Below are 26,701 nucleotides of genomic sequence, written 5' to 3'. Positions count from 1 at the left end.
GGTTACGCTGCGCGGACGGTCCTGGACTGGAGGTAAGGATGCGTCGCCCTGTCGCGCGGAAACTGTCGGTCCTGGCGGTCTCGGCCGCCGTGGTGTCGGTGGGGGCGGCAGCGCCGCCGCAGGCCACCTCGGCACCGCAGAAAACACCCGTCGCCGTCGGCTACGGGGGTGCCGTCTCCAGTGTCGACGCGGACGCCTCCGCCGCCGGTATCGAAGTCCTCAGGAAGGGCGGCAACGCGGTCGACGCGGCCGTCGCCACCGCCGCCGCGCTCGGCGTCACCGAGCCGTACTCCTCCGGTATCGGCGGGGGCGGCTACTTCGTCTACTACGACGCCAAGTCCCGTACGGTCCACACCATCGACGGCCGCGAGACGGCACCGCTGAGCGCCGGCTCCGACCTCTTCGTGGAGAACGGCAAGCCGCTCGCCTTCGCCGACGCCGTCAGCAGCGGACTGAGCGTCGGCACACCGGGCACACCGGCCACCTGGGCCACCGCGCTCGGCAAGTGGGGCAGCAGATCCCTCGGAACGGTCCTCAAGCCGGCCGAGCGGATCGCGCGGGACGGGTTCGTCGTGGACGACACCTTCCGCTCGCAGACCGCCTCCAACGAGACACGGTTCCGGTACTTCCCCGACACCGCGAAGCTGTTCCTGCCCGGCGGGCAGCTCCCGGTCGTCGGATCGACCTTCAAGAACCCCGATCTCGCCCGCACCTACGCCGAGTTGGCGCGCAAGGGTGTCGGCGCGATCTACCACGGCGACCTCGGCGACGACATCGTCGACACCGTGAACCACCCTCCGGTGGACCCGGCCTCCGGCTGGAACGCCCGCCCGGGAGACCTCACCGAGAAGGACCTCGCCGCCTACCGGGCCAAGCTCCAGAAGCCGACCAGGACCTCCTACCGGGGGCTCGGCGTCTACTCCATCGCCCCCTCCTCCTCCGGCGGCACCACGGTCGGTGAGGCCCTCAACATCCTGGAACACACCGACCTTTCGAAGGCCAGTGAGGTCCAGTACCTGCACCACTTCATCGAGGCCAGCCGGATCGCGTTCGCGGACCGCGGTCGCTGGGTCGGCGACCCCGCCTTCGAGGACGTACCGACGAAGGAACTGCTGTCGCAGAAGTTCGCCGACTCGCGGGCCTGCCTCATCAAGGACGACGCGGTGCTCACCAGTCCGCTGGCGCCCGGCGACCCGCGGCATCCCGCGGCCTGCGCCGACCGGGGGACGGCGGCCCCGACGACGTACGAGGGCGAGAACACCACGCATCTGACGGTCGCCGACAAGTGGGGCAACGTCGTCTCCTACACGCTGACCATCGAGCAGACCGGCGGCAGCGCGATCACCGTGCCGGGGCGGGGGTTCATCCTCAACAACGAGCTGACGGACTTCTCCTTCGTGCCCGCGAACCCGGCGGTGCACGACCCGAACCTGCCCGGGCCCGGCAAGCGGCCGCGGTCCTCGATCTCGCCGACGATCGTGCTCGACCGGCACAACAAGCCGGTGGTGGCGCTGGGTTCGCCCGGTGGGGCGACCATCATCACCACCGTGCTCCAGGTGTTGACCGAGTTCGTGGACCGCGGGCTGCCGTTGGTGGACGCGATCGCGGCGCCCCGGGCGAGTCAGCGGAACGCTGCGCAGACGGAGCTGGAGCCGGCGTTGTACAGCAGTGGGGTGCGGTCTCAACTGGAGGCCATTGGGCACTCGTTCAAGCTGAATCCGGAGATCGGGGCGGCTACTGGGGTGCAGCGGTTGCCTGGGGGGAAGTGGCTGGCGGCTGCGGAGACTGTTCGGAGGGGTGGGGGGTCCGCGCAGGTGGTCCAGCCCGCTTCGTAGTCATCTGCGGGCGCGTGGGGGCTTGTCGCGCAGTTCCCCGCGCCCCTAGGTGGTTTCACTGAACGTCAGGCTGCCGGCCGCTGTGTCCACCGTGACCCTTCCGCCGTCCTTGATCGTGCCGTCCAGGAGCAGGCGGGACAGCTGGTTGTCCACCTCCCGCTGGATCGTGCGGCGCAACGGGCGTGCGCCGTACTCCGGTTGGTAGCCGTGCTCCGCGAGCCAGTCCACCGCGCTGTCCGTGAAGGTGACCTCCACGCCCTGGGCCCGCAGCAGGCGCCGGGTGCTCTGGAGCAACAGCTGGGTGATCTCGCGCAGTTGCTCGCCGGTGAGCTGCCGGAAGACGACCACCTCGTCGATGCGGTTCAGGAACTCCGGGCGGAAGTGGTCGCGCAGGGGGCGCAGGATCTGTTCCCGGCGGGCCTCCTCGCCGGACTGGGAACCGAAGCCGATGCCCGCGCCCCTGCGGGTGATCGCCTCCGAGCCCAGGTTGCTGGTCATCACGATCACCGTGTTGGTGAAGTCGACCGTGCGGCCCTGGGAGTCGGTGAGGCGGCCGTCGTCGAGGACCTGGAGAAGGATGTTGAAGACGTCCGGGTGCGCCTTCTCCACCTCGTCCAGCAGAAGCAGGGAGTACGGGTGCCGGCGGACGGCCTCCGTCAGCTGGCCCGCCTCCTCGTGGCCGACGTAACCGGGCGGGGCGCCGACCAGGCGGCTGACCGTGTGGCGCTCCTGGTACTCGCTCATGTCGAGGCGGACCATGCGCTCCTCGCTGCCGAACAGCGACTCGGCCAGGGCGCGGGCCAGTTCGGTCTTGCCGACGCCGGTCGGGCCGAGGAAGAGGAAGCTGCCGATCGGGCGGTCCGGGCTCGCGAGGCCCGCCCGGGAGCGCAGCACGGCGTCCGAGACGACCCGTACGGCCTCGTCCTGGCCGACCACCCGCTCGTGCAGGTGCTGCTCCAGGCCGAGCAGGCGGTCCTTCTCCTCCTGGGTGAGGCTGCTGACCGGGATGCCGGTCAGCCGGGACACCACCTCGGCGACGGCCTCGGCGGTGACCTCCAGGTGCTGGCCCTCGTCGGCCTCGTCGCCCCCGGTTGCCTCGGCGATCCGCTGCTTCAACTCGGCGATGCGGTCCCGCAGTTGCGTGGCCTGCTCATACTGCTCGTCGGCGACCGCCCGGTCCTTGTCGTGGCTCAGCTGCTCGACCTCGCGCTCCAGGGCCCGTACGTCCGTCCCCTTGGTGCGCGCTCGCAGCCGTACCCGTGCCCCTGCCTGGTCGATGAGGTCGATCGCCTTGTCCGGCAGCCGGCGGTCGGTCAGATAGCGGTCGGAGAGCTCCACGGCGGCCACCAGCGCCTCGTCGGTGTAGCGGACCTGGTGGTGGGCCTCGTAGCGGTCGCTGAGCCCGCGCAGGATCTCGATGGCGTCCGCCGTGGTGGGTTCCGGGATCAGGATCGGCTGGAAGCGGCGGGCGAGGGCCGCGTCCTTCTCGATCCTGCGGAACTCCTCCAGCGTCGTCGCGCCCACGATGTGCAGCTCGCCGCGGGCCAGGGCCGGTTTGAGGATGTTGGCGGCGTCCATGGAACCGCCCTCGCCGCCTCCGCCCGCGCCCACGACCGTGTGCAGTTCGTCGATGAAGACGATCAGCCGGTCGGAGTTGTCGCGGATCTCGCCCACGATGTTCGTCAGGCGCTCCTCGAAGTCGCCCCGGTAGCGGGTGCCCGCGACGACCCCGGTCAGGTCGAGGGCGAAGACCCGCCGCCCGGTCAGGACGTCGGGCACGTCCCCGTCGACGATCCGCTGGGCCAGGCCCTCCACGACCGCGGTCTTGCCGACCCCCGCGTCACCGATGAGCACCGGGTTGTTCTTGCCGCGCCGCGACAGCACCTCGATGGTCTGCTCGATCTCGTCGTCCCGGCCGATCACCGGGTCGATACGACCCTGCCGGGCCAGGTCGGTGAGGTCGCGGCCGTACTTGTCGAGGGTGGGCGTGCTCGTGGTGCGCTGGGCCTCCGCGCGGGGCTGCCCGCCGTCCGGGGCCGCCTCGGGAGGCAGGCCGGCGGGGGCGAAGCGGGCCGAGTTGAGGATGTGCCCGGCGGCCGAGTCGGGGTTCGCGGCCAGGGCGCTCAGCACGTGCTCCGGGCCGATGTGGCCGGCGCCCCGGGCCCGGGCCAGTTCGTGCGCGTCCAGCAGGGCCCGCTTGGCGGCGGGGGTCAGGGCCAGCGAGGTCGGCGGCGGGGCCTCCTCCGGCTGGTGCTGGACGGGTCCGGAGCGCTCGTCGATCTCCGAGGCGAGGGTGTCGGGGTCGGCGCCCGCCCGGCTGAGCAGGGTCCGGGTCGGTTCGGCGGCGAGTGCCGCCCGCAGCAGATGCTGGGTGTCCAGGTCCCGGCTGCCGTGCTCGGTGGCGTACTGGGCGGCGTCCCGCACCAGCTCCCGGGCCGGCCGGCTCAGCAGCTGGCCGATGTTGATCTGCCGGGGGCCCGGGCGGGGGCCGCCGAAGAAACGGGCGAGGAACTCTCCGAAGGCGTCGTAGCCCTCCGGTCCGCTGAAGCCGCTGGTCATGGGCGTTCCCATCCGGCATCCCCGCGGGTGTCCCCCCGGGCCGAGTCCGTGCGCGGACCGGTGGAGGGCCGGGGACGCCCTCGCTGATCGACGTGCCGGGGCCGGGTAACCCGGGTGTCAGCCGGTTACACCTTCGCACGGATGGGGGAGCGGGGCACTTTCAGCCATGAGCGCCGGGCAGGGTCGGTCCGCGGGCGGTGGCACCGGCCGTGCGCAGCCCGCGGCTCGGCTCTGCCGTGCTTGCGGATATGGCCTGCCCGCGGCCCGGTCCATCCCGCGGACCGGCTCTGCCCTGCTTGCGATGTGGCCTGCTCGGACCGGCCCAACCCGCGGACCGGCCTTGCCCTGTCGGCTGATCGCCCTGCCCGCGGAGCGGTCCTGCGAGGCCGGGTTCAGCGTGTTGTCAGGACGCGGGGGCCCGCGTCGGTGATCGCCACCGTGTGCTCGACGTGCGCCGCCCGTGAGCCGTCGGCCGTCTTCAGGGTCCAGCCGTCCGGTTCCTCGCGGTACGCGTCCGTGCCGCCCGCGATGAGCATCGGCTCGAGCGCGAGGACCATGCCGTGCCGCAGGGCGAGACCGCGCCCCGGGCGCCCCTCGTTGGGGACCGGCGGGTCCTCGTGCATACGGCGGCCGATGCCGTGCCCGCCGAAGTCGTCCATGATGCCGTAGCCGCCGGCCCGGCACACCGAGCCGATCGCGTGCGCGATGTCCCCGATGCGGTTGCCCACGACCGCGGCACTGATCCCGGCGGCGAGGGCGCGCTCGGCGGTCTCGATCATGCGTACGTCCTCCGGCCGCGGCGCGCCCACCGTGAAGCTGATCGCCGAGTCCCCCGCCCAGCCGCCGAGTTGGGCACCGCAGTCGATCGAGACGAGGTCGCCGTCGCGCAGCCGGTAGTCGTTCGGGATGCCGTGCACGATCGCGTCGTTCACGGAGGCGCAGATGACGGCGGGGAAGGGGGTGGTGGCAAAGGTGGGCCGGTAGCCGAGGAACGGCGAGGACGCTCCGGCCCCGCGCAGCACCCCGCGCGCCACCTCGTCCAACTCCAGCAGGGATACGCCCACGTCAGCGGCCTTCTCCACGGCTGTCAGGGCGCGCCCGACGACCTGTCCCGCCTCGTACATGGCATCCATCGATGTGTCCGTCTTCAGTTCCACCATGCCAATTACTATACCGGTATTAGAATGGGGGCATGGTGCGCACCCCTCTCACCCCCGAAGAACGCGAACGCGGCGAGCGGCTCGGCCGGTTGCTGCGCGAAGCGCGTGGCGGCCGCAGCATGACCGAGGTCGCGGCGAGTGCCGGGATCTCCGCGGAGACCCTCAGGAAGATCGAGACCGGGCGGGCGCCGACCCCGGCGTTCTTCACGGTCGCCGCGCTCGCCCGGGCCCTCGGGCTGTCCATGGACGAGTTGGCCGGAATGTGCGAGGCCGCGGGCGTGTGACGGGAGTTCTCTCTGTGGCCGGTGTTGTCCCGGGAGACTCCTGCTGCGCCTTTGAAAACTCCCTGTAGCCCGTTCGTAACACTGCTGGTGTTCTCTTACGCACTGGAGTGCTCCGGTCTAACGGGAGTTGAGCGATGGCAGTGGATCAACTCCCGGGACAGGTGCGGGAGTTCGTGGCCTACCTGAGCGGTGTGCTGGCCCGTCTGGACCAGGGCGGCGGCTGGTGCGCGGTGTTCTGGCAGCGCGATCCGGACGGTATGCAAGCGTGCCTCGACGGCCGCGAGGTGCCGCCCTGGGACGTGGTGGAGGCGCTCCTCCAGGACCTGGCCGGGGCGTACGGCCTCGACGCGGCCCGCGCCGAGGCCGAGCGGGCCCGTCCTCTGCACGCGGCCGCGCAGAGCGCCCACGACGCCCGTCCCGGCGGCCGGGACGCCCTAGGTGACCGCTTCGACGTCATGCTCCGCGAACAGCGCTACGCGGCGGAACGGCAGGCCGAACTGGGCCGCCTGCTCGCGGCCGCCGCCACCCAGGAGGAGGCCGATGCCCTCCGACTCGACCTCGCCTGGGCCCGCGACGACCACGAACGCGCGGTCCGGCGCTGCGCCGAACTCCAGTCCCGCATGGCGGAGTTGGACCGCCGAACCATGGGTGACCGCGCCGACGCGGCCCGCCGGGGCCGGCTGGAGGGCGCCGGATTCTTCCGCCGGGGCCGGACCGGGGACACGGCAGCGTTCGGGGAGGGCGAGCCGGGCGCAGGACTGAGCGGTACCGGGCACGGCGAGCGGATCTGGGCCGACGGCCGGCAGAGCGGCGGCTCCGGGCCGCACGCGCATGAGGGCGAGGCGACAAGCGGGCGCGGAGGCGAGGGGCCGGGGAGCAGCGGGCACGGTGGACCGGGCGACGGGGCCTGGGGCGATGGCCGGGAGAGCGGGGGCTCCGGGGCACACGGGCACGGGTATCAGGGCGAAGAGGAAGGCGGGAGCGGGCACGGCGAGAGTGGGGACCGCGGTTGGGGCGACGCTCCGATGAGCGAGGGCTCCCCGACGGATGGGCGGGGGCAGGGCGACGATTGGTCGGGCGGGCACTCGGCTCGCACCCCCAGCGCCGGGGCCGGCCGTCCCGGAGCCCCCGCTACCGGCTTCCCGGCCATGCCCCAGCAGCGCGGCACCGCGGTCGCGGCGGCTGACACCCCCTACGCGGGGCAGCGCCCGGCCACCGGACCGGCCGCCCCTTCAGCCACCGGCCCCGGGCCCGCCGAAGGACCCCACCCCGGATACGGCCCGCAGCCAACCGCACCCGGCGAAACCCTCCGCCCCGGAAACGGCACCCCCTACCCGAACAGCCCCGACGCGTTCGACCGGGCGTACGCCCCGCAGCAGACCTCGACCGGAACCGCCGCCCCAGACCGGGCGTACGCCCCGCAGCAGACTTCGACCGGAACCGCCGCCCCCGACCGGACGCCCCTTACCGACGCCCAGCCCGAGACCCCGCCGGAGGCACCCCCCACCGCCAAGCAGCGCAAGCGTCGCCGCGGTGGTGCCCGTTTCGCCGGGGAGGCGGACGCCGAGGTCGGCCCCGTGGTCGTACCGCCGACCGCCGTACCGGATCTTCCCGCCGAGCCCGCCAAGCGGGGCCGTACTCCGCGTGGGGCGAGGTTCGCCGGGGCGGCCGACACGACGGACGTACGGCAGCCGGGGCGGACGCGGGCGCAGAAGGCGTCGGGCGGCGCCGAGGACGCGGCGGCGCCGAGGGAGACCGCCGACACCGTAGCGACGCTGGTGAGGCTGCGCGCCGAGGGCCGTACCGGCGAGGCGCACGCCCTGCTCGTCGAGGTCGCCCACTGGCCCGCCGCCCGTTTCCCGCTGCTCGCGGCGGAGCTCCAGCGCGCCGGGCTCGGCGCCGACTGGGCGACCCTGCTCTGGGAGGCCGCCTCACTGCCCGCCGAGCAGCTGGTGGCCGCCGCGGACGCGCTGGTCGCGGCCGGGCGGGGCGCGGACGGCGAGCAGATGCTCCGCCAGGGGGTCGCGCGGCCCGCCGGGGAGATCGGCGCGGCCGTGCTCGCCCTGCTCGGCGAGGGGCGGCGCCGCGAGGCCTCCGCGCTCCTCGACGCGTACGTCCGCGTCCGCACGCCCGAGGAGGCCGCCCGCAGCGCCGAACCCGACCCGCGGACCCTAGTCCCGCTCCTTCTCGCGGCCGCGAGGGCCGTCTCGCAGGAGCGGCACTGGGACCTGGTGCACGCCCTGCGCGTCGCCGGGTTCTCCGCCTGACAGGTCCCCCACGACCCCGCCGACCGGGCACGTCGCTCGTCCACTGGAGTGTGAAACGTGATCGACTTGCCGGGTTAACGACAATGGTCTTGGCAAGCCTCTCCAGGAGGCTTACGTTCGTCCCTCTACGGTCTGATCTACGGGCGTAGAGGCTCTGACGTCCCGCCGAAGGAGCAGCTCATGGCCAACGTCGTACGTGCCGCTCTGGTCCAGGCCACCTGGACCGGCGACACCGATTCCATGGTGGCGAAACACGAGGAGCACGCCCGCGAGGCGGCCCGACAGGGCGCGAAGATCATCGGGTTCCAGGAAGTCTTCAACGCCCCCTACTTCTGCCAGGTCCAGGAACCCGAGCACTACCGCTGGGCCGAGCCGGTGCCGGACGGCCCCACCACCACGCGGATGCAGGAACTCGCCCGCGAGACCGGCATGGTGATCGTGGTGCCGGTGTTCGAGGTCGAGCAGTCCGGGTTCTACTACAACACCGCGGTCGTCATCGACGCCGACGGCAGCGTCCTCGGCAAGTACCGCAAGCACCACATCCCGCAGGTCAAGGGCTTCTGGGAGAAGTACTACTTCAAGCCCGGCAACCTCGGCTGGCCGGTCTTCGACACGGCGGTGGGCAAGGTCGGCGTCTACATCTGCTACGACCGCCACTTCCCTGAGGGCTGGCGGCAGTTGGGCCTCAACGGCGCCCAGCTCGTCTACAACCCGTCCGCCACCCACCGGGGCCTGTCCTCCTACCTGTGGCGCCTGGAGCAGCCCGCGGCCGCCGTCGCCAACGAGTACTTCGTCGCCGCCATCAACCGGGTCGGCGTCGAGGAGTACGGCGACAACGACTTCTACGGCACCTCCTACTTCGTCGACCCGCGCGGCCAGTTCGTCGGTGACACGGCGAGCGACAAGGAGGAGGAACTTCTCGTCCGCGACCTGGACTTCGACCTCATCGAGGAAGTGCGGCAGCAGTGGGCCTTCTACCGGGACCGCCGCCCCGACGCCTACGAAGGGCTGGTGCAGCCGTGACCAAGGACCTGCTGGGACGCCACCGCGCCGTGCTGCCCGACTGGCTCGCCCTCTACTACGAGGAGCCGCTGGAGATCACCCACGGCGAGGGGCGGCACGTCTGGGACTCCGAGGGCAACAAGTACCTCGACTTCTTCGGCGGCATCCTCACCACGATGACCGCGCACGCGCTGCCCGAGATCACCAAGGCGGTCAGCGAACAGGCGGGGCGGATCATCCACTCCTCCACCCTGTACCTGAACCGGCCGATGGTCGAACTCGCCGAGCGCATCGCCCAGTTGTCCGGCATCCCGGACGCCCGGGTCTTCTTCACCACCTCCGGCACCGAGGCCAACGACACCGCGCTGCTGCTCGCCACGACCTACCGCCGCAGCAACACGATCCTGGCGATGCGCAACAGCTACCACGGCCGCTCCTTCAGCGCGGTCGGCATCACCGGCAACCGCGGCTGGTCGCCCACCTCGCTGTCCCCGCTCCAGACGCTGTACGTCCACGGCGGGGTGCGCACCCGCGGCCCGTACGCCGCGCTCAGTGACGACGACTTCATCGCGGCCTGCGTCGACGACCTGAAGGACCTCCTCGGCCACACCCGCCCGCCCGCGGCCCTGATCGCCGAGCCGATCCAGGGCGTCGGCGGCTTCACCTCCCCGCCCGACGGCCTCTACGCAGCCTTCCGCGAGGTGCTGAACGAGCGGGGCATCCTGTGGATCGCCGACGAGGTGCAGACCGGCTGGGGCCGCACCGGCGACCACTTCTGGGGCTGGCAGGCACACGCGCGGTCCGGTCCGCCGGACATCCTCACCTTCGCCAAGGGCATCGGCAACGGCATGTCCATCGGCGGGGTCGTGGCCCGCGCCGAGATCATGAACTGCCTGGACTCCAACAGCATCTCGACCTTCGGCGGCACTCAGATCACGATGGCGGCCGGGCTCGCCAACCTGTCGTACCTCCTGGAACACGACCTCCAGGGCAACGCCCGGCGGGTCGGCGGGCTGCTGATCGAGCGGCTGCGGTCCGTCGCCGCGCAGGTCCCGGGCGTACGGGAGGTGCGCGGGCGCGGGCTGATGCTGGGCGTCGAACTGGTGAAGCCCGGCACCGACGAGGCCGATCCGCAGGCCGCGGCCGCCGTGCTGGAAGCGGCCCGCGCCGAAGGGCTGCTGCTCGGCAAGGGCGGCGGGCACAACACCAGTGCTCTCAGGATCGCCCCGCCGCTGTCCCTGACCGTCGCGGAGGCCGAGGAGGGCGCCGCGATCCTCGAACACGCTCTGAGGAGCACCATCCAGTAGGCCCACAGCGAGGGAACACCGTCATGAGCACCACCTTGGAGCCCCTGGAGCCGCTGGAGTCCATGGAGCCGACCCTGTCGGTCCGGCAGGTCCTCATGCTGGAGCGGGTCCTCGCCGGGGAGCCCGAGGTGGTGGCCGGTGCCGGCCAGCTCGACCGGGCCGTGCGCTGGGTCCATGTCGCCGAGGCCGCCGACGTCGGGGTGATGCTCAGCGGCGGCGAGATGGTCCTCACCACCGGGGTGCTGCTGGCCGGGGACGACGACAAGCAGGCCGAGTACATCCAGTCCCTGCACCGCGCGGAGGCCGCGGCCGTGGTCCTCGGACTCGGCCGTGCCTTCCCGGCGCCGCCGGACGCGATGCGCCGGGCCGCTGAGCGGTGCGGACTGCCGATGGTCGTCCTTCACCGGCCGTTCCCCTTCGCCGAGTTGACGGAGGAGGTTCAGGCCCGGCTGGTGCGGCGCAAGTTCGCCGCCGTCAGCATGTCCGAGGCCGTGCGGACCGCCCTCACCGGACTCATCACCGCGGGCGCCCCGCTCCAGCACCTGCTGGACGAGATCGCCCACCACAGCGGCTGTCCCGTCGTCGTCACCAACCTCGCCCACCGTGTCCTGGCCACCGCGGGGGAGCGGTCCGCGGTGGACGACGTGCTGCGCGACTGGGAGCGCATCGCCCGCCAGGCCGGCGGCAGCGAGGGCGACGGCTGGATCCGCGCCGAACTCGGCGGGCGGGGGGAGCGCTGGGGCCAGATCATGCTGTGCGGCTACCGCGGCGACACCGCCACCGGCCGCCTCCTCGCCGACCGCGCCGCCGAGTCCCTCGTCCTGCACCGCATGCTCGGCGGCACCTCCGCCCACACCTGGGAGGAGCAGTCCGCGCAGAGCCTGCTCACCGACCTGGTCAGCGGGGTCGTACCGGCCCGGCAGCTGCTGCCGCGGGCGCGGGCGGCCGGACTGCCGGTCAACCGGCGCACCTTCGTGCCGCTCGTCGTGCGGGACGGCGACCCCGCCGAACTCGACCGTGTCCTAAGGCTGTTGGGGCTGCCCGGAATCGTCGCCGAACTGGCCGACGGCGCCACCGCCGTGCTGCTGAGCCTGGCCCGGGACCAGGACGCCACCGTCCTCACGGCGAACTTCGCGGCCCGGCTGGCCGGGACCGTCGTGGCGGCGGCCGACCCCCGTACCGCCTGGGACGACGTGCCCGCCGGGATGCGCGAGGCCCGGCATGTCGCCGACGCCGTCGCGTCCGGGGCGCTCGACCTCCCGGCCGTCGTACGCCTCAAGGACGTCCATCTGCGCGGCCTGATCAGGCTGTTGCGGGACGATCCGCATGTGCAGTCCTTCGCGGAGCGCGAGCTGGACGGGCTGCTGTGCGACTCGGGCTCGGGTTCCGCGGACGATCTGCTCGCGGTGCTGCGCACCTATCTCGCCACCGGCCGCAACAAGTCCCGCACGGCCCAGCTCCACCATGTCTCGCGGCCCGCGCTCTATCGCCGGCTGGAGGCGATACAGGGCCGGCTCGGCGTCGACCTCGACGATTTCGAGCAGGCGGCCTCGGTGCACATCGCGCTCCTCGCGCACGACGCGCAACAGAGCTGAAACATGCCATGACCTGGGAAAACGGCGGTGAAACATGGGCTCGCGAAAGGGTGACACGGTGGCACGCCGGGTGCCCGCAGACGTGACACCGTGCAACTCAAAGCCGGTTTTCGGACTTCCTAGTCTTCTCGCACACCGAGCGACCGGAGGTCCCGATGAGCAGAGTGATTCGTGCCGCCCTCTTCCAGACCGCGTGGACGGGCGACAAGGAGTCGATGATCCAGGTACACGAGCAGGCGGCCCGGGACGCGGCCGCGCAGGGTGCTCAGGTCCTGTGCTTCCAGGAGCTGTTCTACGGGCCCTACTTCTGCCAGGTCCAGGACAAGGCGTTCTACGAGTACGCCGAGCAGATCCCCGACGGGCCGATCGTCAAGCGGTTCCAGGCGCTGGCGAAGGAGCTGGGCATCGTCCTGATCCTGCCGATGTACGAGGAGGAGCAGCCCGGCGTCCTCTACAACACCGCCGCCGTGATCGACGCGGACGGCTCGTACCTCGGCAAGTACCGCAAGCACCACATCCCTCAAGTTCCCGGATTCTGGGAGAAGTTCTACTTCCGCCCCGGCAACCTCGGGTGGCCGATCTTCGACACCAAGGTCGGGAAGATCGGCGTGTACATCTGCTACGACCGCCACTTCCCGGAGGGCTGGCGGGCGTTGGGGCTCGCGGGCGCCGAGATCGTCTTCAACCCGTCGGCCACCTCGCGCGGACTGTCCGCCTACCTGTGGCAGCTGGAGCAGCCGGCCGCGGCGGTCGCCAACGAGTACTTCGTCGGGGCGATCAACCGGGTGGGCGTGGAGGAACTGGGCGACAACGACTTCTACGGGACGACGTACTTCGTCGACCCGGAGGCCCAGTTCGTGGGCGAGGTGGCGAGCGACAAGGAGACCGAACTGGTCGTCCGCGACCTGGACATGGCCAAGCTCCGCGAGGTCCGCGACCGCTGGCAGTTCTACCGCGACCGCCGCCCGGACGCGTACGAGCCGCTGACGGCGCCGTAACAGCCGACGTCGGCACCCGCGCCCTGTTTTTAGGGGCGCGGGGCAGCGTCCATATGCGGCTCCACCGCGTGGGCGCGACCAGCCACAGACGACCGTCACTATCTTCGACAACCGAACGGAGCGTGACCCCATGCCCGGCCGCACCATCATCCGCGGCGGTCTCGTCATCACCGCATCCGACGAAATCCACGCCGACGTCCTGATCGAGGACGGCCGCATCACCGCCCTCGCCGCCACCGGTACGTCCGCTGCCGAGGCATGGACGGCCGACCGCACGATCGACGCCACCGGAAAGTACGTCATCCCGGGTGGCGTCGACGCCCACACCCACATGGAGCTGCCCTTCGGCGGCACCTTCGCCTCCGACACCTTCGAGACCGGCACCCGGGCCGCCGCCTGGGGCGGTACGACCACCATCGTCGACTTCGCCGTGCAGAGCGTCGGCCACACCCTGCGCGAGGGCCTCGACGCCTGGCACGCCAAGGCGGAGGGCAACTGCGCCATCGACTACGGCTTCCACATGATCGTCTCCGATGTGAACCAGGAGACGCTCAAGGAGATGGACCTGCTGGTGGAGGAGGGCGTCACCTCCTTCAAGCAGTTCATGGCCTACCCCGGTGTCTTCTACTCCGACGACGGCCAGATCCTGCGCGCCATGCAGCGCTCCGCCGAGAACGGCGGGCTGATCATGATGCACGCCGAGAACGGCATCGCGATCGACGTCCTGGTCGAGCAGGCGCTGGCCCGTGGCGAGACCGACCCCCGTTATCACGGCGAGGTCCGCAAGGCGCTGTTGGAGGCCGAGGCCACCCACCGCGCCATCAAGCTCGCGCAGGTCGCCGGCGCCCCCCTGTACGTCGTGCACGTCTCGGCCATGGAGGCAGTGGCCGAGCTGGCACGCGCGCGGGACGAAGGACTCAACGTCTTCGGCGAGACCTGCCCGCAGTACCTGTTCCTGTCGACGGACAACCTCGCCGAGCCGGACTTCGAGGGCTCGAAGTACGTGTGCTCAACTCCCCTGCGGCCGAAGGAACATCAGGCCAAGCTGTGGCAGGGCCTGAGGACCAACGACCTCCAGGTCGTCTCCACCGACCACTGCCCCTTCTGCTTCGTGGGCCAGAAGGAACTCGGCCGCGGCGACTTCTCGAAGATCCCCAACGGCCTGCCCGGCGTCGAGAACCGCATGGACCTGCTCCACCAGGCCGTCGTCGACGGACACATCACCCGCCGCCGCTGGATCGAGATCGCCTGCGCCACCCCGGCCCGGATGTTCGGCATGTACCCCAAGAAGGGCACCATCGCCCCGGGCGCCGACGCGGACGTCGTGATCTACGACCCGAACGCCGAGCAGATCGTCTCCGCCGAGACCCACCACATGAACGTCGACTACTCGGCGTACGAAGGAAAGCGCCTCACCGGCCGGGTCGAGACGGTTCTCTCGCGCGGCGAACTCGTCATCACCGAGCGGGAGTACACCGGGCACGCCGGGCACGGCGCCTACACCCCCCGCTCCACCTGTCAGTACCTCAACTAGGAGTGGCGCCCATGGACTTCGGACTCGTTCTCCAGACGGACCCGCCCGCCTCGAAGGTCATCAGCCTGATGAAGCGGGCCGAACGCAACGGCTTCACCTACGGCTGGACCTTCGACTCCGCCGTGCTCTGGCAGGAACCGTTCGTGATCTACAGTCAGATCCTCGCCAACACCTCGAAGTTGACGGTCGGCCCGATGGTCACCAACCCGGGCACCCGCACCTGGGAGGTCACCGCCTCCACCTTCGCCACCCTCAACGACATGTTCGGCAACCGCACGGTCTGCGGCATCGGTCGGGGCGACTCCGCGATGCGCGTCGCGGGCCGTACGCCCAACACCCTCGCCCGCATCAGCGAGGCGATGAAGGTCATCAGGGCGCTCGGCTCCGGCCAGGAGGCCGACCTCGGCGGCACCGTCGTCAAGTTCCCGTGGATCAAGGAGGGCGCCGAACTCCCCGTCTGGATGGCGGCGTACGGGCCCAAGGCGCTGAAGATGACCGGCGAGGAGGCCGACGGGTTCATCCTCCAGCTCGCCGACCTTTACCTCACCGAGTACATGGTGAAGGCGGTCAAGGACGCGGCCGCGGCCGCCGGCCGGAACCCGGCGGACGTCAAGATCTGCGTGGCCGCCCCGGCCTATGTCACCGAGGACGACTCGCCGGAGGCGCTCGCGCACGCACGCGAGCAGTGCCGGTGGTTCGGCGGGATGGTCGGCAACCACGTCGCCGACCTGGTGGCCAAGTACGGCACCGGCGGCGGCCTGGTCCCGCAGGAGCTCACCGACTACATCAAGGCCCGCGAGGGCTACGACTACTCGCACCACGGCCGTGCCGACAACCCCGACACCGCCTTCGTGCCCGACGAGATCGTCGACCGGTTCTGTGTCATCGGACCGCCCGAGAAGCACATCGAGAAGCTGCACGCACTGCGCGAGCTGGGCGTCGACCAGTTCGCCGTCTACGACATGCACGACGCCCAGGAAGCGACCATCGACGCCTACGGCTCCACGATCATCCCCGCAGTCAACGCCTGACCCCCACGCCCGGAACCGCTCGACCGACCCCCCACTCCTTGTCCCCCCTCCCCTCCGTCCAGGGGAGGGGTGGCGGGACCGGGAAAGGCCTCCCCGCCCGTCCCGGTCCCGCCCGAGGCCCCCGCACGGCCTATCCCGTCCCGTCCTGATCCGATTGGCCTGCCCATGACCGAAACAGTCCCCACGGGGTCGTCGATACCGCACAACACCGGTGCTCGCGTCGAGCTCGCCCCCGAGGCCTTCCCCGCCGACAGCCCCTTCGCCAACGAGGACCTGCGTCCCGTACCGGTCGCCGAACGCAAGTGGACGACGTACAACTTCGCGGCCCTGTGGATCTCCATGGCGCACTGCATCCCCAGCTGGACCCTGGCCTCCGGCCTGGTCGCGCTCGGCATGGACTGGAAGCAGGCCGTGTTCACCATCGCCCTGGCCAACATCATCGTGCTGTTCCCGATGCTGGCCACCGGGCATGCCGGACCCAAGTACGGCATCCCCTTCCCGGTGCTCGCCCGCGCCTCCTTCGGGCTGCGCGGCGCCAACATCCCGGCGCTGATCCGGGCCGCGGTGGCCTGCGGCTGGTTCGGCATCCAGACCTGGATCGGCGGCAGCGGCATCTTCGCGCTGGGCTCCAAGCTGACCGGCGGCCACTGGGAGGACGCGGGCAAGATCGCGGGCAACCCGTGGCCCCTGTGGCTCTGCTTCATCCTGTTCTGGGCGCTCCAGATCGCGATCATCTACCGCGGCATGGACTTCCTGCGGCACTTCGAGAACTGGGCCGCGCCCTTCGTGATCGCCGGCGCTCTCGTGCTGCTGATCTGGATCGCGGTCAAGGCCGACGGATTCGGCGCGCTGCTCGACCAGCCCTCCAAGCTCGGCTGGGGCTCAGACTTCTGGCCGGTCTTCTTCCCGTCGCTCATGGGAATGATCGGCTTCTGGGCCACCCTGTCCCTCAACATTCCCGACTTCACCCGCTTCGGTGCCAGTCAGAAGGCGCAGACCTGGGGCCAGGCCCTGGGGCTTCCGACCACCATGACCCTGTTCGCGGTCCTCGCCGTGCTCGTCACCTCCGGCTCCGAGGCGGTCTACGGCGAGGCCATCTGGGACCCTGTCGCGCTCGCGGCCAAGACGGACAACGCGTTCGGACTGCTGTTCGCGCTGATCGTGGTGCTGGTCGCCACGATCTCCGTGAACATCGCGGCGAACGTGGTCTCACCGGCGTACGACCTGTCCAACCTGGCCCCGAAGTTCATCAACTTCCGTACGGGCGCGCTGATCACGGGTGTCGTCGGCATCCTGATCTTCCCGTGGAAGCTGATCTCGACGCCCGAGTTCTACATCTTCACCTGGCTCGGTGTGGTCGGCGGTCTGCTCGGCACGGTCGCGGGCATCCTCATCGCCGACTACTGGATCGTCCGCCGCACGGTCCTGCACCTCGCGGACCTCTACACGCCCGGCGGGCGGTACTGGTACGCCAACGGCTGGAACTGGCGGGCGATAGTCGCCTTCGTCGTCGGCGGCCTGCTCGCGGTCGGCGGCTCGTACTCGGCCGTGGGGGCGGACGGCAAGAAGACCGGGCCGTTCCCGGTCGACGGTCTGATCCCGTTCCTCAAGCCGCTGGCCGACTACGGCTGGGCGGTGGGCCTGGCCACCTCACTGCTGCTGTACGTGGCGCTCATGCTGCCGAAGGGCAAGGAGCAGGAGGGTCTCGCGGCCTGACAGCGAAAGCGGTCAGGGGGCCCGGGCCGGTTCGGCTCAGGCCTTCTGACCGCTTTGCAGTGCCGCCACCGCTTCCTTGGCGGCCTTGATGGCACCCTTGTTGATCTCGTCCGTGGCGGGCGCCTTCTTCGACTCGAAGTCGCTGCCGTTGTACGTCACGGTCACCAGCGCGTTGGACGCCTGGATCATGACCACGCCCTCACGGGTCTGCTGCTTGTCCTCGGTGGTCAGGTTCACCACCGAGTACCCGGCGTCACCGACCCCGGGAACGGTTCCGCCGCCGCTCTTCGCGGTGACGTTCTCCTTGTACGACTTCGCTGCCTCCGCCTCCGAGTCCGTGATCTCGAAGGAGACGTCGAGCCAGCGGTAGTCGTACCCCTTGAGCGCGTTCCAGGAGCAGGTGCGGCGCAGGGCGGGGTCCGTGGAGGGGATCTCCTTGCCGGCCGTCTTGGCCCCGGGGACCAGCGACTTGATCGTCGCCGCGCCGATGCTGCCGCAGGGGGCGGGGGCGGCGGAGTACCGCTTCGTCGTGGCCGCCGGGGACGCGCCGCCGTCCGAGGACGGCTGATCGGCGGACTGCGGTGCCGACTCCTTCTGGGCGGCCGGAGTCGCGGCCGGGCCTGACGTCAGCACCCAGCCCGCCGCGGCGAGCACGACGACGGGCGAGATGCGCGCGGTGAGGGCGAGCGGCAGGGAAAGAGTTCGCACGGCGCACTTTTCGTGGGGGACGGACGGTGCGGACGGGTCCGCACTGCGGACGGTACGACAGTTTCACACGTCTCCCTGTGGGGTGGAAGTGTGAACTCGCTCCGTGGTGGGGCCGTCACCGCACCCTGCCGTCGATGCGTCATGTGTCCCTTTATGTCCGGGCGGTGGAGTGGTCGAGGGCCGATTCGCCGACCGTCTCAGGCCCTGGCGACGCTGCGGGGGAGGGCCGATTCGATGCGGTCCACGGCCAGGAACGCCCCGTAGGCCACGAGGTGCACCAGGCACCGGTCGGTGTGCTCCGGCCGCCGCCAGGCCGCCACGTCCTCGTCCGTGATCCGGTACGGCGCGAGCGCGGCCAGCAGCACCAGCCGTGCCCCGGGACGCTCCCGCCGGTCCGGGAAAGTGCGGAGGTCCAGCGGGGGATGCGAGCCGTCCCAGTCCAGCAGGACCTCCTCCACCAGATCCTGGTCGTCGGTGCCGAGGAGCCCGGCACCCGTCATGGCGGCCCGCAGCAGCGCCGCGTACGCGAGTCCCACCGGGGTGCCGTCCGCCCACGCGGGGGCCTCGCCCGGATCGGGCAGGTCGAGCAGCGCGAGGGACGCCCCCGGCCGGGCCGGCCGGCGCACGGTCCGGGAGAGCGTCCGGCCCGCCAGACTGCGCACCGCCCTCAAGCGCTGGGCGTTGCCCGGCAGCAGGTTCTCGGTGAGCAGCGCGGAGACGATCCGGTTGATGAAGTGGAAGGCGAACGCGGTGCCCAGATAGCCGGGGGCGTCCTCGCGCGGGAACGGGTACGGTCCGGCACCCCGGCCACCCGGCACGCGCGTGTGCCTGCCCCACTCCAGTACGCGCGCGTGGTCCTCGTTCTCCGGCCGCTCTCCTCGGACGACACGTTCGGCGAGGGCGTGGTCCCCGGTGGCGTGCAGCAGCAGGGTGTGCGCGTCCACGCAGAACGGGCAGCGGTTGGCCAGCGAGACCCCGAGTGCCGCCAGCTCCTTGCCGGTGCGGCTGCCGGGACCCGCGATCAGTGACTCGCGCATCAGCGCCCACGCGGGGGCGAGGAGCTCCGGCGCGGAGGAGAGGGCCACGAAGGTGACGGGTTCGGCGATGCCGAAGTCGCGGGACAGCTGCGCGTAGACCTCGGCGACTCGGCCGGTCGCGGCCTTCGGCGGCTGGGGCTGGGTGTACCGGAAGGGTGTGGGCATGGACAGCAGCGTGCGCCCCGGCCCCGGTGGCGGTCGTCGTACGGCCGAAGAGAGTTGGCGCTGCGTCCGTGAGGGCGGCCCGGGCGCAGGAGTACTCCCTGGGGAGTAGCGCGGGAGTTGTCCACAGGGCTGACGCCGGTGTCGCCGGAGCGGTCTAGCGTGTGGGGGATGAGCGGGCACTCGGTCGACTCGACCGTCTCACAGCGCCTCGCCGACCTGGCCCTGGCGGTCGTGGTCGGCGCCCTCGCCCTGGTCGCGGCGGCCTTCGACAAGGACACGACCGCCCTCGACCAAGGCCTCCTCGTGGTGAGTTCGGCCGCGCTCGCGTTCCACCGCGCGGTCCCGGTGGCGGTGCTGGCCGTGTCCACGCTGAGCGGAGCGGCCTACGTCCTGCACGCCCACCCTGGGCCCCTCGGCGCGCTGTCCGTCTTCGCCGCCGTGCACCTGGCCTCCCAGCAGGGGCGCCGGGGGTGGGCGGCCGGGGCGAGCGGGCTCTTCCTCGCCGCCTACGCCGCCACGGGCCCGACCGTCCACGAGGCCGTGGAGAAGACCGCGCTGCTGGCGGGCTGGTTCCTGTGCGGGGTCGTGACCGGCCTCGCCGGCAGCAACTGGCAGGCCTACCTGCGCCAGACCGAACAGCGTGCCCTGGAGGCCGAGCGGACCCGCGAGGAGGCCGCGCTGCGCCGAGCCGGCGAGGAACGCCTGCGCATAGCAAGGGAGTTGCACGACTCCCTCACCCACAGCATCTCCATCGTCAAGCTCCAGGCGGGAGTCGCCGTCCACCTGGCCCGCAAGCGGGGCGAGGAGGTGCCACCCGCCCTGCTCGCCATCCAGGAGGCGGGCGGCGAGGCCATGCGCGAGCTGCGGGCCACGCTGGAGGTCCTGCGCACCGACGAGCCCACCGGCACCCCCGGGCTGCTCGTGGAGCGGGCGAGGGCGGCGGGACTCTCCGTCGACCTGAGCGTCACGGGCGAGGAGTGCGCCCTGCCGGCTCCGCTCGACCGGGCCGTCTACCGGATCGTGCAGGAGTCCCTGACGAACGCGGCCCGGCATGCGGGGCCGGCGGAGGTGCGGGTGGAACTGGCTTACGGGAAGGACCACTTGACCGTACGGGTGGACGACGACGGGGCCGCGGACCCGGACCGTCCGCCGCGGCCCGGCCATGGTCTCACCGGCATGCGCGAGCGGGTCACGGCCCTGGGCGGCACGCTGAGCGCGGGACCACGGGACGAGGGAGGGTTCTCGGTGTGCGCGCGTCTGCCGCTGGAGCCGGGGCCGCGACTGCTGTCCGGGGCGGGGTCGCACCTGTCCTCCGGGGAGAGGGCGCACCTGCCGTCCGGAGAGGGCGCGCACCTGCCGTCCGGAGAGGGGGCGCACCTGCCGTCCGGGCCGGCGTCGAAGCTGCCCTCTGGGGCGGGGCGGCGGGTGTCTGTAGAGCCGGGGCGGCGGGTGTCCGCGGAGCCGGGGCGGCGGGTGTCCGCGGAGCCGGGGCGGCGGGTGTCCGCGGAGCCGGGGGAGTCGGCGTGATCCGAGTGGCTCTGGTCGACGACCAGGCGCTGATGCGGGCCGGGTTCCGGGCCCTGCTCGACGCCGAGGACGGCATCGAGGTGGTCGGGGAGGCCGCGGACGGGAAGCGTGGCGTGGAGCTGGTGCGTGCGCGGGTGCCCGACATCGCGCTGATCGACGTGCAGATGCCGGTGATGACCGGCATCGAGGCCACCCGGCAGATCGCCGAGGACCCGGAGCTGGCCGCGGTCCGCGTGGTGATCCTCACCAACTACGGCCACGACGAGTACGTCTTCGAGGCACTGCGGGCCGGTGCGAGCGGCTTTCTGCTGAAGGACACCGAACCGGCCGACCTGCTCCAGGCCATCGAGGTGGTCGCCCGCGGCGAGGCGTTGCTGTCCCCCGCGGTCACCCGCACCCTGATCGGCGAGTTCGTGTCCCGTCCGCCCGACCGGTCCACCGCCCCCGGTCTGGAGTGCCTCACCCGCCGCGAGCGCGAGGTCACGGCCCTGGCCGCCCGGGGTCTGAGCAACGAGGAGATCGCCGAGCACATGGTGATCAGTCCCCTCACGGCGAAGACGCACGTCAGCCGTGCGATGACGAAGCTGGGGGCCCGGGACCGCGCCCAACTGGTCGTCTTCGCCTACGAGTCGGGGCTGGTGACGGCACGCGTTAACTGAGTTGCGGACGGCGGGCGTTGATCAGCACTCTGAGGCGATGACCGAGACGGCACCGCGGGTGCGTGAAGAGATCCTCGCCTACTACGCCCGGGGCAAGGAGGACGCCCGTCTCCGGGACGGTGGCGCCCCGGCCGGGCGGCTGGAGTTCTGGCGCACCCAGGACGTGCTGCGACGGCTGCTGCCACCCGCGCCCGCGCGGGTGCTGGACGTCGGGGGCGGCAGCGGCGTGCACGCCGAGTGGCTCGCGCAGGACGGACACCAGGTGCAGCTCGTCGACCCCGTACCGCTCCACGTGGAGCAGGCCGCCCGGCTGTCCGCGGTGACCGCGCGCCTCGGGGACGCCCGCGAACTGACCGAGGCCGACGCCTCGTACGACGTGGTGCTGCTGCTCGGCCCGCTGTACCACCTGACCGAACGGGCCGACCGGGTCAGGGCGTTGGCCGAGGCGGAGCGGGTGGTCAGGCCCGGTGGGCTGGTGGTCGCCGCCACCATCAACCGGTACGCGCAGCTGCACGACCTGCTGCGCGAGGAGCGCTACTTCACGCCGTCTGTCCGCGCCCACACCGAAGCGGTCCTCGCGGACGGCAGGCATCCCTATGAGGAGGGCGGCTTCTTCACCGTCGCGCACTTCGCCCAACCGGACGAGGTGACAGGGGAGTTCACCGAGGCGAGGCTTTCCGTCGAGGGCCAGTACGGCGTCGAGGGCGTCGCGTGGCTGATGGACGGCGTCGAGGACTGGCTGGACGACCCCGAGCGGCGGGAGACGGTCCTCGCGGCCTGTCGGCACATCGAGTCCGAGCCGACACTGCTGGGAACGAGCGGGCATCTGCTCACGGCGGGCAGACGGCTACGGTGAGCAGACGTCCACGGCGAGCACGGCCACGGTGAGCGGACGGCCACCATGAGCACGGACAGGTGAGCAGATGCCCGTCGGCGACTACGCGGCCGTACCCCCCGAGTAGTCGCCCGCGAAGGTGGCCTCGATCGTGCTCGCCACGGACTGGGCCACCCCGGTACCGGTGAGGATGATGCCCAACTCCCGGTTGGCAGTGAGGGAGTTGCTGCTCAGGTTCATGGAGCCCGCCTCCACCTCCTGGGTGGCGAGGCCGTAGTCGGCGACCATGGCCTTGGCGTGGATGTAGAAACCGTTCGGATCGGAGTAGCCGACGACCGTGCCGCCGGCCGCCTTGATCTCGGAGACCTCGCTCGCGTAGTCGCCCGGAGTCTCCAGCACCACCCGCACCTTCACCCCCGCCTTCGCGCGTGCCGCGATCGCGTCGACCACCGCGCTGTCGCTGAACTCCAGTTCCTCGACGTCGAGCGTCTTCGTGGCCGCGTTCACCACGGACAGCAGCCGGTTGCGGGAGTCCGTGGGCGACCAGAGCAGATGGTCGCCGTCGGTGGGGGTGACCGAGGTGCCGGCGTAGTCCGCGGCGAACACCTTCTCGATCGCGGCGACATCACGGCTGTCGTCGGTGAACACGCCGTAGTCGCGGCCGGTCGCGTAGTACTGGGAGGTCAGATTGCCGGTCAGGACAAGCGACTTGGTGCCGTCCACGGTGATCGTCTTCTGGTGCGTGTAGACGAAGCCCGACGGCGACCACGCCACGCCCACACCCGCGTCGGTCAGTGCCGTGTAGGCGGAGCTGTTGGCACTCTGATGCGCGCGGTCCAGCACGACCCGGACGGTGACGCCCTTGTTCTTCAGGGCGATCAGGTCGTTGACGGCCGTGGTGTCCTCCAGCTCGTACATGGTCATGTCGAGGGAGGTGGTGGCCGAGTCGATGAAGTCGTAGATCGTGGGCTGTGTGGTGCCGCTGCGCGAGAAGGCGAAGGCGGTGTAGGTCGCGGCGTCGGCGGGGACGGAGGCGGCGAGCACGGCGGCGCCTGCGGCGAGCGTGACAGCCGCGCGGGTGAGGACCTTCGACAACATGCGTGACTCCTGGTCGAGTTGGGGCCCACGTGGGGGAGCGCGGGCGTTCGCATCGCACCACGCGCGTAGAACGCGGAGGAAGGGTAGGCCGGTGAACTCGCGGTTACCTACGGTCCGAGCAGCCGGGCAAAAGGGACTCCGTGCAGGTGGCGGGTGGTTCATGGAGTTCTCGTGCACTCGCAAAGACTTCGTAGGCGGGTCGGTGTGGGATGAAAGGATCCCCACAGGCGACCGCTTCGGACCGGCCGAGGCGGGCCCGACGCGCGAGGTGAGAGATGTCGTTCACCACCCGGCCGACCCTCCAGGGCACCTTCGGCATGGTGTCCTCCACCCACTGGCTGGCCTCGCAGTCGGCGATGGCGGTGCTGGAGGACGGCGGCAACGCCTACGACGCCGCGGTGGCCGGCGCGTTCGTCCTGCACGTCGTCGAGCCGCACCTGAACGGCCCCGCCGGTGAGGTGCCGATCCTGCTCGCGCCGGCCGGTGGCGAGGTGCGGGTGCTGTGCGGACAGGGCGTCGCACCGGCCGGGGCGACCGTGGCCCACTACCGGGGGCTCGGCCTGGACCTCGTGCCCGGCACCGGCCCCCTCGCCGCCGCCGTACCCGGCGCCTTCGACGCCTGGATGCTGCTCCTGCGCGACCACGGCACCAAGTCCCTCGCCGACGTCCTGCGGTACGCCATCGGATACGCCGAGGACGGGCACGCCCCCGTGGAGAACGTAGGCGCGACGGTGGAGAGCGTGCGGGAGCTGTTCGAGACGGAGTGGACCTCGTCGGCGGAGGTCTATCTGCCGGGCGGCAAGGCCCCGCGGCCAGGTGAGCTGTTCCGCAACCCCGCCCTGGCCGCCACCTGGCGGAGGCTGATCGACGAGGTGGCGGACGCGGGGGACCGGGTCGCGCAGATCGACGCGGCCCGCGCGGTGTGGCGTACCGGATTCATCGCCGAGGCGCTCGTACGGCAGGCCCGGCGGCCCACCCTCGACACCAGCGGCACGCGGCACACCGGCACGCTGACGGCCGCGGATCTCGCCGGGTGGTCCGCGCGTTACGAGGCGCCGGCGACGTACGACTGGAACGGCTGGACCCTGTGCAAGGCCGGCCCCTGGAGCCAGGGCCCGGTGCTCCTCCAGCAGCTCGCGCTGCTGCCGCCCGAGCTGCCCCGGTACGGGTCCGCGGAGTACGTCCATCTGCTGGTCGAGGGCTGCAAGCTGGCCATGGCCGACCGGGAGGCCTGGTACGGGGACGCGGCCGAGGTGCCGCTGAAGGAGCTGCTCTCGGCGGAGTACAACGCCGATCGGCGCGCCCTAGTGGGCGACAAGGCCTCGCACGAGCTCCGGCCCGGCAGTCCAGGGGGGCGCGAGCCGCGGCTCAGCGCGCACGCGCGCGTGGTCGTCACCGACGAGCCCGGGTTCAGCCCGATGGGCGTCGGCGAGCCCACGGTCGCGAAGAACCCCAGGTCCCCCGTGCCGGGCGAGCCCGAGGCCCACCCCGTGCCGGGCGAGCCCGCCGTCCACCCCGTGCCCGGCGAGCCCGAGGTCCACCCCGACGGTACGACCCGCGGCGACACCTGCCACATCGACGTCGTCGACCGCTGGGGCAACATGGTCGCCGCCACGCCCAGCGGAGGCTGGCTCCAGTCCAATCCGGTCGTGCCCGAACTGGGCTTCCCGCTGGGCACCCGTCTCCAGATGGCCTGGCTGGAGGAGGGCCTGCCGAACTCCCTCTCCCCCGGCCGGCGCCCCCGCACCACCCTCACCCCCTCCATCGCCCTGCGCGACGGCGTGCCCGTCCTGGCCTTCGGCACGCCCGGCGGGGACCAGCAGGACCAGTGGCAGCTCCACTTCTTCCTGGCCCTCGCCCTGCGCTCCCCGGTCCGCGGCGGCCTCGACCTCCAGGGCGCGATCGACGCCCCGAACTGGCACAACGACAGCTTCCCCGGTTCCTTCTACCCGCGCGGCATGCGGCCCGGGAGCGTCACGGTGGAGGCCCGGACCTCTCCCGAGGTGGTGGCGGAGCTACGGCGACGAGGGCACGACGTGACGGTGGGGGACCCGTGGTCGGAGGGCCGGTTGTGCGCGGTCGCGCGGGACCCGGAGACGGGGGTGCTGTCGGCCGGAGCGAACCCGCGCGGGATGCAGGGGTACGCGGTGGGACGGTGAGGGCGCGGGCCTCCTGGGGGTGCGTGCGGTGACAGCGGCGGGCCCTCGAGGGTGCGTGCTCTGACGGGAACGGGGGCGGTTCGAGTGAACGGCGTCCCCGGAACCCGGTGTTCACGGTGATTCCATACGGCGTCCACCAGGCGGGTGGGGTTTGTCAGTCCCGCGTGCTCTCATGGACTCATGATCGGAGACACGGAAACCATCGACGAGTTTCTCGACCTGCACGCCGGCGACGTGGAAGAGGCGGTACGCAAGGCGGCCGCGGCCGAGGTCATGCCCCGCTTCCGGCGACTCGCCGCCCACGAGGTCGACCAGAAGGCGGGCCCGCACGACCTGGTGACGGACGCCGACCGGCTCGCCGAGCAGTACCTCACCGAGGCCCTCGGCGCCCTGCTGCCGGGCTCGGCCGTGGTCGGCGAGGAGGCGGTGCACGTCGACCCGGCCTCGTACGAGGCGATACAGGGCGACGCCCCCGTCTGGATCGTCGACCCCGTCGACGGCACCCGGCAGTTCGTGCACGGCGACCCCGGCTTCTGCATGCTGGTCGCGCTGGCGAAGGGCGGTGTCCTGCTGGCCTCCTGGACCTACGCACCGGCGCGCGACCAACTGGCCACGGCGATACGGGGCCGGGGCGCGTTCCTCGACGGCGAGCGGCTGCACGCGGGCGCCCCCGAACCGGGCCGCGACCTCCAAGTGGCCACCTCCCACCCGGACTACACGACGGAGGACCAGAAGCGCGGACTGCGGCGGCTGTGGACGGACGGCGTCGCACCGCGCGCGTGCGGCTCCGCGGGGCTGGAGTATCTCGCCGTCGCCCGCGGGGAGTTGGACGCGACCGCGTTCTCCTGGGAGGCGGCCTGGGACCACGCGGCGGGCCTGCTGCTGGTCGAGGAGGCGGGCGGCGCCCATCTGACCCTCACCGGCGAGCCCTTCCGCATCACGGGAGGCAACACCCTGCCCTTCACCGCGGCCCGGGACGCGGCGACGGCGGGAAGGATCCGGGGGGTACTGGCGGGGGAGGGCTGACGGGTCGCCCACGGGGACCTGGGGTTCCGGGATCCGGGGCGGGGCGACTGAGGCGGGGCCTTCGCGAGCATCCGTCCCCCTGAGGGACCCGGAGACCCCAGTGACCCCAGAGACCCCTCCCTACCTACCCCCGAACCCCAGGACTGTCGGTCCCCCGGCATATCCTGATCCTCTGGCCATCGGCTGACGAAGGGGTCCG

Annotated in this window: 19 protein-coding genes and 1 pseudogene; 15 read left to right on the top strand and 5 right to left on the bottom strand. The window is 71.7% G+C overall.

Going from position 1 to position 26,701, the window contains the following annotated elements; all coding sequences use genetic code 11:
- Nucleotides 1-38 precede the first annotated feature (38 nt).
- Nucleotides 39-1,835: a gamma-glutamyltransferase gene (gene ggt / locus AQJ54_RS15920; RefSeq protein ID WP_211278539.1), complete on the top strand. Its 1,797-nt coding sequence runs from the start codon at nucleotides 39-41 to the stop codon at nucleotides 1,833-1,835.
- A gap of 45 nt (nucleotides 1,836-1,880) precedes the next feature.
- Here the strand turns inward: ggt and AQJ54_RS15915 are convergent, their stop codons facing one another.
- The gene (locus AQJ54_RS15915) at nucleotides 1,881-4,394 is read right to left on the bottom strand and encodes an ATP-dependent Clp protease ATP-binding subunit (protein WP_062237953.1); all 2,514 of its coding nucleotides are present in this window, start codon (nucleotides 4,392-4,394) and stop codon (nucleotides 1,881-1,883) included.
- 392 nt (nucleotides 4,395-4,786) lie between these two features.
- On the bottom strand, nucleotides 4,787-5,554 hold the full coding sequence (gene map / locus AQJ54_RS15910; protein WP_062237952.1) for a type I methionyl aminopeptidase: 768 nt from the start codon (nucleotides 5,552-5,554) through the stop codon (nucleotides 4,787-4,789).
- Between the two features lie 32 nt (nucleotides 5,555-5,586).
- Between map and AQJ54_RS15905 the strand changes: the two genes are divergently transcribed.
- From AQJ54_RS15905 to AQJ54_RS15865, 9 genes are all read left to right on the top strand, one after another.
- A complete protein-coding gene (locus AQJ54_RS15905; protein WP_028808906.1) occupies nucleotides 5,587-5,838 on the top strand; it encodes a helix-turn-helix domain-containing protein in 252 nt (83 codons plus the stop codon).
- A 134-nt stretch (nucleotides 5,839-5,972) separates the two neighbouring features.
- The gene (locus AQJ54_RS46375; RefSeq protein WP_062237951.1) at nucleotides 5,973-8,105 is read left to right on the top strand and encodes a hypothetical protein; all 2,133 of its coding nucleotides are present in this window, start codon (nucleotides 5,973-5,975) and stop codon (nucleotides 8,103-8,105) included.
- A gap of 180 nt (nucleotides 8,106-8,285) precedes the next feature.
- Nucleotides 8,286-9,128: a nitrilase-related carbon-nitrogen hydrolase gene (locus tag AQJ54_RS15895; RefSeq protein ID WP_062237950.1), complete on the top strand. Its 843-nt coding sequence runs from the start codon at nucleotides 8,286-8,288 to the stop codon at nucleotides 9,126-9,128.
- Nucleotides 9,125-10,414 carry an aspartate aminotransferase family protein gene (locus tag AQJ54_RS15890; RefSeq protein ID WP_062021252.1) on the top strand — a complete coding sequence of 430 codons (1,290 nt, stop codon included), beginning with the start codon at nucleotides 9,125-9,127 and terminating at the stop codon, nucleotides 10,412-10,414. The genes AQJ54_RS15895 and AQJ54_RS15890 overlap by 4 nt, the downstream gene beginning before the upstream one ends.
- A 23-nt stretch (nucleotides 10,415-10,437) precedes the next feature.
- Nucleotides 10,438-12,009, top strand: coding sequence for a PucR family transcriptional regulator (locus AQJ54_RS15885; RefSeq protein ID WP_062021249.1), 1,572 nt, complete (start codon nucleotides 10,438-10,440; stop codon nucleotides 12,007-12,009).
- Between the two features lie 155 nt (nucleotides 12,010-12,164).
- On the top strand, nucleotides 12,165-13,007 hold the full coding sequence (locus AQJ54_RS15880; protein ID WP_062021246.1) for a nitrilase-related carbon-nitrogen hydrolase: 843 nt from the start codon (nucleotides 12,165-12,167) through the stop codon (nucleotides 13,005-13,007).
- Nucleotides 13,008-13,137: 130 nt separating this feature from the next.
- A complete protein-coding gene (hydA, locus tag AQJ54_RS15875) occupies nucleotides 13,138-14,541 on the top strand; it encodes a dihydropyrimidinase (protein ID WP_062021243.1) in 1,404 nt (467 codons plus the stop codon).
- An 11-nt stretch (nucleotides 14,542-14,552) separates the two neighbouring features.
- Nucleotides 14,553-15,572, top strand: coding sequence for a TIGR03842 family LLM class F420-dependent oxidoreductase (locus AQJ54_RS15870; protein WP_062237949.1), 1,020 nt, complete (start codon nucleotides 14,553-14,555; stop codon nucleotides 15,570-15,572).
- A 165-nt stretch (nucleotides 15,573-15,737) separates the two neighbouring features.
- Nucleotides 15,738-17,288, top strand: coding sequence for an NCS1 family nucleobase:cation symporter-1 (locus tag AQJ54_RS15865; RefSeq protein WP_062021238.1), 1,551 nt, complete (start codon nucleotides 15,738-15,740; stop codon nucleotides 17,286-17,288).
- Nucleotides 17,289-17,324: 36 nt separating this feature from the next.
- Here the strand turns inward: AQJ54_RS15865 and AQJ54_RS15860 are convergent, their stop codons facing one another.
- Both AQJ54_RS15860 and AQJ54_RS15855 read right to left on the bottom strand, forming a co-directional pair.
- Nucleotides 17,325-17,996, bottom strand: a complete 672-nt coding sequence (locus tag AQJ54_RS15860) for a hypothetical protein (protein ID WP_062021235.1) — start codon at nucleotides 17,994-17,996, stop codon at nucleotides 17,325-17,327.
- Nucleotides 17,997-18,193: 197 nt separating this feature from the next.
- Nucleotides 18,194-19,198 (bottom strand): carboxymuconolactone decarboxylase family protein, encoded by a 1,005-nt coding sequence (locus AQJ54_RS15855; protein WP_062237948.1) that lies wholly within the window; start codon nucleotides 19,196-19,198, stop codon nucleotides 18,194-18,196.
- A gap of 168 nt (nucleotides 19,199-19,366) precedes the next feature.
- On the opposite strand from AQJ54_RS15855, the pseudogene AQJ54_RS15850 reads away from it, so the two are divergent.
- The 3 genes and pseudogenes from AQJ54_RS15850 to AQJ54_RS15840 all read left to right on the top strand — a co-directional run.
- Nucleotides 19,367-20,464: pseudogene (locus AQJ54_RS15850) on the top strand (sensor histidine kinase); the annotation flags it as partial.
- A gap of 257 nt (nucleotides 20,465-20,721) precedes the next feature.
- The gene (locus tag AQJ54_RS15845) at nucleotides 20,722-21,384 is read left to right on the top strand and encodes a response regulator (protein ID WP_062021230.1); all 663 of its coding nucleotides are present in this window, start codon (nucleotides 20,722-20,724) and stop codon (nucleotides 21,382-21,384) included.
- Between the two features lie 37 nt (nucleotides 21,385-21,421).
- Nucleotides 21,422-22,240, top strand: coding sequence for a class I SAM-dependent methyltransferase (locus AQJ54_RS15840; protein WP_062237947.1), 819 nt, complete (start codon nucleotides 21,422-21,424; stop codon nucleotides 22,238-22,240).
- A gap of 81 nt (nucleotides 22,241-22,321) precedes the next feature.
- On the opposite strand, the gene AQJ54_RS15835 is transcribed toward AQJ54_RS15840, so the two are convergent.
- On the bottom strand, nucleotides 22,322-23,317 hold the full coding sequence (locus AQJ54_RS15835) for a phospholipase D-like domain-containing protein (RefSeq protein ID WP_062237945.1): 996 nt from the start codon (nucleotides 23,315-23,317) through the stop codon (nucleotides 22,322-22,324).
- A 275-nt stretch (nucleotides 23,318-23,592) separates the two neighbouring features.
- On the opposite strand from AQJ54_RS15835, the gene AQJ54_RS15830 reads away from it, so the two are divergent.
- Nucleotides 23,593-25,476 (top strand): gamma-glutamyltransferase family protein, encoded by a 1,884-nt coding sequence (locus AQJ54_RS15830; RefSeq protein WP_062237943.1) that lies wholly within the window; start codon nucleotides 23,593-23,595, stop codon nucleotides 25,474-25,476.
- A 180-nt stretch (nucleotides 25,477-25,656) separates the two neighbouring features.
- Nucleotides 25,657-26,502, top strand: coding sequence for an inositol monophosphatase family protein (locus AQJ54_RS15825; protein WP_062021218.1), 846 nt, complete (start codon nucleotides 25,657-25,659; stop codon nucleotides 26,500-26,502).
- Nucleotides 26,503-26,701 lie beyond the last annotated feature (199 nt).

This window comes from Streptomyces griseorubiginosus, assembly GCF_001514195.1.
GTDB lineage: Bacteria > Actinomycetota > Actinomycetes > Streptomycetales > Streptomycetaceae > Streptomyces > Streptomyces griseorubiginosus.
The sequence above is the reverse complement of the archived record's forward strand: the minus strand, read 5'-3'. Positions and strand labels throughout refer to the sequence as shown.